The organism is Micromonospora globispora, from assembly GCF_003857015.1.
Taxonomy (GTDB): domain Bacteria; phylum Actinomycetota; class Actinomycetes; order Mycobacteriales; family Micromonosporaceae; genus Micromonospora; species Micromonospora globispora.
Window position 1 is genome coordinate 1 of the sequence record NZ_QGGF01000147.1, and the last position, 6,701, is coordinate 6,701.

5 protein-coding genes and 1 pseudogene are annotated in these 6,701 nt (G+C 71.1%); 5 read left to right on the forward strand and 1 reads right to left on the reverse strand.

Going from position 1 to position 6,701, the window contains the following annotated elements; all coding sequences use genetic code 11:
• Window positions 1–316: pseudogene (locus DKL51_RS05305) on the forward strand (Acg family FMN-binding oxidoreductase); the annotation flags it as partial.
• Between the two features lie 187 nt (window positions 317–503).
• Here the strand turns inward: DKL51_RS05305 and DKL51_RS05310 are convergent.
• Window positions 504–1,052: a GNAT family N-acetyltransferase gene (locus DKL51_RS05310; RefSeq protein WP_124811793.1), complete on the reverse strand. Its 549-nt coding sequence runs from the start codon at window positions 1,050–1,052 to the stop codon at window positions 504–506.
• 153 nt (window positions 1,053–1,205) lie between these two features.
• Between DKL51_RS05310 and DKL51_RS05315 the strand changes: the two genes are divergently transcribed.
• The 4 genes from DKL51_RS05315 to DKL51_RS05330 form a co-directional block, all read left to right on the forward strand.
• A complete protein-coding gene (locus tag DKL51_RS05315; protein ID WP_109944963.1) occupies window positions 1,206–3,185 on the forward strand; it encodes an APC family permease in 1,980 nt (659 codons plus the stop codon).
• Window positions 3,186–3,196: 11 nt separating this feature from the next.
• Window positions 3,197–4,597 carry a sensor histidine kinase gene (locus DKL51_RS05320; RefSeq protein WP_221623131.1) on the forward strand — a complete coding sequence of 467 codons (1,401 nt, stop codon included), beginning with the start codon at window positions 3,197–3,199 and terminating at the stop codon, window positions 4,595–4,597.
• Window positions 4,594–5,277, forward strand: coding sequence for a response regulator (locus DKL51_RS05325; protein ID WP_109944964.1), 684 nt, complete (start codon window positions 4,594–4,596; stop codon window positions 5,275–5,277). The genes DKL51_RS05320 and DKL51_RS05325 overlap by 4 nt, the downstream gene beginning before the upstream one ends.
• Window positions 5,278–5,365: 88 nt before the next feature.
• Window positions 5,366–6,701, forward strand: a 1,336-nt coding sequence (locus tag DKL51_RS05330; RefSeq protein WP_148097729.1) for a GAF domain-containing protein, incomplete at its 3' end; no start/stop codon positions are given.

The following is a 6,701-nucleotide window of genomic DNA, read 5'->3' on the forward strand; positions in this document are numbered from 1 at the left end:
GCTGAGCGCCGGCGCCGACTTCGACCGCGGCGCGGCGTACGTGATCCTCTTCGGCGACCGGGACGACCCGGCGGCCTGGCTGCGCGGCGGTGAGGCGCTGTCCGCGCTGCTGCTCACCGCGACCGCCGAGGGGCTGTCCACCGCGCCGATCAGCGACGCGATCGAGCTGGCCTGGCCGCGGCGGCTGATGCGCGAGCTGCTCTCCGGCGTGGGCGAGCCCTACCTGCTGGTCCGGGTGGGCTGGGGCCCGGCGGGCGAGGACCTGCCACCGGCCCCCCGCCGCGCGCCGGCCGACGTGATCGAGGTCGACGACTGACGGGTGCCCGCACGAGTGGACCAGCGGAGTTAAGCCGCCACCTTAGGTACTCCTGCCAGCGGCTGGCGCCGGACGGGAACCTCGTTTACACCCCTCACCCGTCGACTTGGGGCCATGACAGTCGTTGCTGTCGGCGACAGGAGCGACATGGGCCGCCTCGGACCGAGCACGTGATCGAGGCCCAACGCTAGGAAGCCTCGTCCTGCACTCGTCCGCCGGCCGTCGGGTTGAGCTTCTGGAACATCACGTGGTCCTGCCAGCGGCCGGCGATCTTCAGGTACGCCGGCGCCAGGCCGTAGCGGACGAAACCGTGGCGGGCCAGCACGCGCTGCGACCGGACGTTGTGCGGCAGCGTCTCCGCCTGCACCCGGTGCAGCCCCAGCTCGTCGAACGCGAGGCGGACCAACTCCCCCACGGCACCGGTGGCCAGGCCCCGGCCGTTGGCGGCGGCACTCACCCAGTAGCCCATGCTGCAGGACTGGAAGCAGCCGCGGACGATGCCGTTCAGGGTGATCCGGCCGACCACCGCGCCGGCGTCGCCGAGGATCACGTGCGGCAGCACCGACCCGTCCGCGTGCTGCTGCAGCACCTCGCGGATGACGGCCCGCTGTCCCTCCACGGTGAAGTACTCCTCGCCCCGGTCCGGCTCCCACGGCGCGAGGAAGTCCCGGTTGGCCACCAGCAGCTCCGCGAGGGCCGGCGCGTCGTCGAGGGTGATCAAGCGGGTGACGTTCACCGGGCCATCCTGGCAGCCCGCGCCAGGCGGCGGTGTCGGACCCGTTGACGCGCCTTCTCGGGGCCGGCAAGAGGGGGTCAAGATCGCCCGGTTCGCCGTCAAGAAAGCGTCAAGATCACGCTGTAATGGGCGGCTGCCGCGTTGACTGCGCATGTGTTCGACGCTTTGAAACGCCTGGTCGTCGGTCGTCCGCTGCGCAGCGACCGGCTCAGTGAGCAGCTACTGGCCAAACGAATCGCGTTGCCGGTCTTCGCCAGCGACCCGCTGTCCTCGGTCGCGTACGCGACGCAGGAGATCCTGCTGGTGCTGGCCCTGGGCGGGCTGGCCTACCTGTACCTGGCGCCGTGGATCGGACTGGCCGTCATCGTCCTGCTGGCGGTGGTGGTGCTGTCCTACCGGCAGGTGGTGCGGGCGTACCCGTCCGGCGGCGGCTCCTACGAGGTCGCCACCACCAACCTCGGTCCCTCGGCGGGCCTGGTCGTCGCGGCGGCGCTGCTGGTCGACTACATCATGACCGTGGCCGTGTCGGTGGCCGCCGGTGTCGACAACATCATCTCGGCGTTTCCCGACCTGAACCCGTGGCGGGTGCCGATCAACCTGGGCTTCGTCGCTCTGCTCACGGCGATGAACCTGCGGGGCGTGCGCGAATCCGGGCGGATCTTCGCCGTACCGACCTACCTGTTCGTCCTCGGCGTGCTCGCCTTGATCGTCACCGGCTTCGTGCGGATCGCCTTCGGCGACGCCCCGGTCGCCGAGAGCGCATCCTGGTCGATCATGCCCGAGCCGGGCCACGTCGGGCTGACCGGCCTCACGCTGATCTTCCTTGCCCTGCGGGCGTTCTCGTCGGGCTGCACCGCGCTCACGGGCGCCGAGGCGATCTCCAACGGCGTACCGGCGTTCAAGCCACCCAAGGGCGAAAACGCCGCGCGGACCATGGCGGCTATGGGCCTGCTGTCGATCACGATGTTCGGCGGCATCACGGCGCTGGCGCTGATCGCCAAGGTCCGCTATGTGGAGAACCCCTGCGACCTGGTCGGCTTCCCGGGCGACTGCACCAGCGAGGCGCAGCGAACGGTCATCGCCCAGCTCGCGGCGGCCGTGTTCGGCGGCACCAGCTCGCCGATGTTCTTCTTCATCCAGGCGGCCACCGCCCTGATCCTCATCCTCGCCGCGAACACCGCGTTCAACGGCTTCCCGCTGCTCGGGTCGATCCTGGCCGAGCACCGGTACCTGCCGCGGCAGCTGCACACCCGGGGCGACCGGCTGGCCTTCTCCAATGGCATCCTGCTGCTGGCGTTGGTCGCGGGGGCGCTCATCTACGCATACAAGGGATCGGTCACCAGCCTCATCCAGCTCTACATCCTCGGCGTGTTCACCTCGTTCACGCTGTCGCAGGTCGGCATGGTGCGGCACTGGAACCGGCTGCTGCGCACCGAACGGGACCCGGCCCGGCGCCGGCGCATGCACCGCTCGCGGATCATCAACGCCTTCGGTGCCTGCTTCACGGGTCTGGTCCTGGTCATCGTCACGATCACCAAGTTCACCCATGGCGCGTACCTGGTGGTGATCGCCATCCCCATTCTCTTTGTGATGATGCGCGGGATCCGCCGCCATTACGACCGGGTCGCCGAGGAGCTCACGCCGGACCCGGGCGGCATGGTGCTGCCCAGCCGCATCCACGCGGTCGTGCTGGTCTCCCGCCTGCACCGGCCCACGATCCGCGCGCTCGCCTATGCCCGCGCCACCCGGCCCGACACGCTCACGGCCCTCACCGTGGCGATCACCCCCGAGGAGGTACGCCAACTGGAGGCGGAATGGGACGAGCACGACATCCCGGTGCCGCTGACCCTCGTGGACTCGCCGTACCGCGACATCACCGGCTCGGTGCTGCGGTTCATCGCCCGCCTGCACAAGGAGCAGCCGCGGGACCTGATCGCGGTCTACATCCCGGAGTACGTGGTCGGCCGTTGGTGGGAGCACCTGCTGCACAACCAGTCGGCACTGCGACTGAAGGCCCGGCTGCTGTTCCAGCGCGGCGTCATGGTCATCAGCGTGCCCTGGCAACTGGAATCCAGCCACGCCGACACCCGCCGAGCCGAGGACCTGCGCGAACCGGCCCGACCGACCCGATAGCGTCACCAACCGTGACCACGACCTCGGCCCCGTCGCTGATCGCCCGCCGCGGCCGGCGGCTGGCGGCCGGGGTCGCCCTCGCCGCAGCGGGGCTGAGCCTGCTCACCGCCGTGCTCGTCCCACTGCGAACCGGCGTCGCCCTGGCCAGCGTGGTGCTGCTGTACCTGGTCGTGGTCGTCGCCACTGCCGTCGTCGGCGGGTTGGCCCCCTCCCTGGCCGCCGCCGTCGCCTCCGACCTGGTGGTCAACTTCTTCTTCGTCCCGCCCTATCACACGCTCACCGTCGAAAGCGAAGACCAGGTCATCACCCTGGTGGTCTACATCGCCGTCGCGGTCACCGTCAGCCTCGCCATGGACCTGGCCGCCCGCCAGCGTGCCAACGCCGCCCGCAGCGGCGTCGAAGCCGAGCTGCTGGCCCGGATGAGCGCGCAACCGGTCGGCGCTGGATCTACTCAGGCTCTGCTGGAACACATCCGCGGTGCCCTCCACATGGACAGCGCCGCCCTCGTTGAACAGGGCGCCGGCGGATCACAGGTGGTAGCCGGCGCCGGACCCGACCTGACCGGGCCGCCCACACTGTCGGTGCCCGCCGCGGACAATTTGACGCTGGTCGCCACCGGGCGCGCCACCATCGCCTCCGACCCACGCTTCATCGCCCGGCTGGCCACCGCGGCGGCGCGCGCTCTGCAGGCCGAACGCCTCGCCGACGAGGCTGCGCAGGCCCGCGAGCTCGCCGAGATCGACCGGCTGCGGGCCGCGTTGCTGGCCGCGGTCGGCCACGACCTGCGTACGCCGCTGGCCGGCATCAAGGCCGGGGTGTCGAGCCTGCGCGACCCCGACCTCCAGCTGACCACCGGCCAGCAGGACGAGCTGCTGGCCACCGTCGAGGAGTCCGCCGACCGGATGACGGAGCTCGTCGAGAACCTCCTGGCGATGAGCCGGCTGCAAGCCGGCGCACTCAGCGCTCAACCCCGGCCGATCAGCCTCGACGAAATCGTCGCCACGGCCCTGCTGCACCAGCCCGACCCGCACCGCACCCAGGCAGAGGTCCCCGACGACCTGCCGTACGCGTACGCCGATCCGGGTCTGCTCGAACGCGTCATCGCCAACCTCGTGGCCAATGCCCACCAAGCCAGCCCATCCGGTGTTCCCGTCGCCATTCTCGGCCGCATCGCCGGCCCTGACGCCCTCGAACTGCGCGTCATCGACCAGGGCCCCGGCATCCCCGCCGGCGACCGCGAGCGAGTCTTCCAGCCCTTCCAGCGCCTCGACGACCACACCACCACCGCGGGTCTGGGTCTGGGACTGGCGATCGCGAAAGGCTTCACCGAAGCCATGAACGGCACCATCATCGCCACCGACACCCCGGGCGGAGGGCTCACCATGATCATCACTGTGCCGGTGGCCCGATGACCCACATCCTCGTCATCGACGACGACCGTCAACTACTGCGGGCCCTGCGCATCGCGCTGACCGCCCGCGACTATGCGGTCACCCTCGCTCAGGACGGCACCACCGGCCTGGCCGCAGCCCAACGAACCCCACCCGATCTGACCATCGTCGACCTCGGCCTACCCGACATGGACGGCGTCGCCGTCGTCCAGGCCCTGCGCGGCTGGGCCACCGCACCCATCATCGTGTTGTCCGCCCGCCACACCGAACAGGCCAAGATCGACGCTCTCGACGCCGGCGCGGACGACTACGTCACCAAGCCGTTCGGCGTCGGCGAGCTGCTGGCCCGTATCCGCGCCGCGCTGCGCCGCGCCACACCGACAGAGCAGGCTCCGGTGATCGCCACCGCGGCGTTCACCGTCGACCTCGGCACCAAACGCGTCACCCTCGCGGACGGCACCGAGGCCCGGCTCACCCCGACCGAATGGCACCTACTGGAGATCCTCGTCCGCAATCCCGACCGGCTGATCACCCAGAAATACCTGCTGCAGGAGATCTGGGGGCCACGCTACGAGCGGGAAACGAACTACCTGCGCGTGCACATGGGCAACCTGCGCCGCAAGCTCGAACCCGACCCCAGCCAACCCCGCTACCTGCGCACCGACCCGGGCCTCGGATACCGGTTCATGCCCGACGAGTAACCCGGCAGCGGCCGGGCAGGGTGAGGGCTCCGGTCTCCGTTCACGGTGTGTTACCGTCCGCGACCACGAACGCGGGAGCGGGAGGGCCATGACGACAGCCGACGACGATGTGGCTCGCCACGCCTTGCGGCTGCTCGCCGAGGTGGGAAACGCGTCGGCCGAGCCGCTGACCCGGTTGCGCGCGGAGGTGGCCGGCGACCCTCGAGCGCGCGAGAGCGTCGAGCTCGCGCTGACGGTGAGTGAGCGGCTCGCCGAGCGCGACCGGCGTGAACGCGAGTTGACCGCGCTGTACGAGACGGCGGGCGACCTGTCGTCGCTGCGGGACGTCGAGGAGGTGCTGCAGGCGATCGTCGCCCGCGCGCGGGGGCTGCTGGGCACGGAGGCGGCCTATCTGATGCTCATCGACGAGCAGCGCGGTGACACCTACGTGCGGGTCACCGACGGCATCCACACCGAGGCGTTCAAGACGGCGCGGCTCGCGATGGGCGCTGGGCTGGGCGGACTGGTGGCGCAGACGCGCGAGCCGTACGCGACCCCGGACTACCGGCACGACAAGCGGTTCGTGCACACCGTCGACGAGGTCGTCGACGGCGAGGGCCTGATCGCCGTGCTGGGCGTACCGCTCCTGCTGCGGGAGAAGGTGATCGGGGTGCTCTTCGCCGCCAACCGGCGGGAGCGGCCGTTCGCCGACGCCGAGGTCGCCTTGCTGATCTCCCTCGCCACGCACGCCGCGATCGCGATCGAGACCGCCTCGCTCTTCGCCGACGTACGCGCGCACAGCGACCTGATGGAGCGGGCGGCCAACGTGCACGAGCGGCTCACCACCGTCGCGGCTCAGGGCGGTCAACTGCCCGAGGTCGCGGCCGTGGTCGCGGAGGTGCTGGGCGCCGGCGTGTTCGTGGCCGATCCCGGTCTGCGGGTCCTCGCCTCGGCTGGCCCGGTCGCGTCGGCCGTCGGCGAGCCGGTCACCGGTGACGTGGCGAAGACCTGCCAGTCGGCCATCGCGACGCGGGCGACCGCGGCGACGCCTGGGGGCTGTGCCGCGCCGGTGGTCGCCGGGTCCCAGGTACTGGCCGTCCTGGTGGCGTGCCGAGGTGATCTCGGCGTCGCCGACCAGCGGACGGTCGAGCGGGCGGCCCTGGTGGCGGCCATCCTGCTGCTGACCGAGCGGCAGCTGGCCGAGGCCGAGCATCGGGTACGCGGGGATCTGCTGACCGAACTGCTGGCCGATGCGCAGCCAGACCCGGACGGGCTGCGGCGGCGGGCCCGGCTGCTCGGCTGGGACATGGATCGGCCGCATGCGGTGATCGTGGCCTATCCCGAACGGAGCGAGGACCGCCGGATCGTGGCGAGTTACCTCGGCAGCTGGGCGGCGCAGCGCGGCGGACTGTGCGGCGAGCACGGCCGCTACGTGGTCGCCGCAC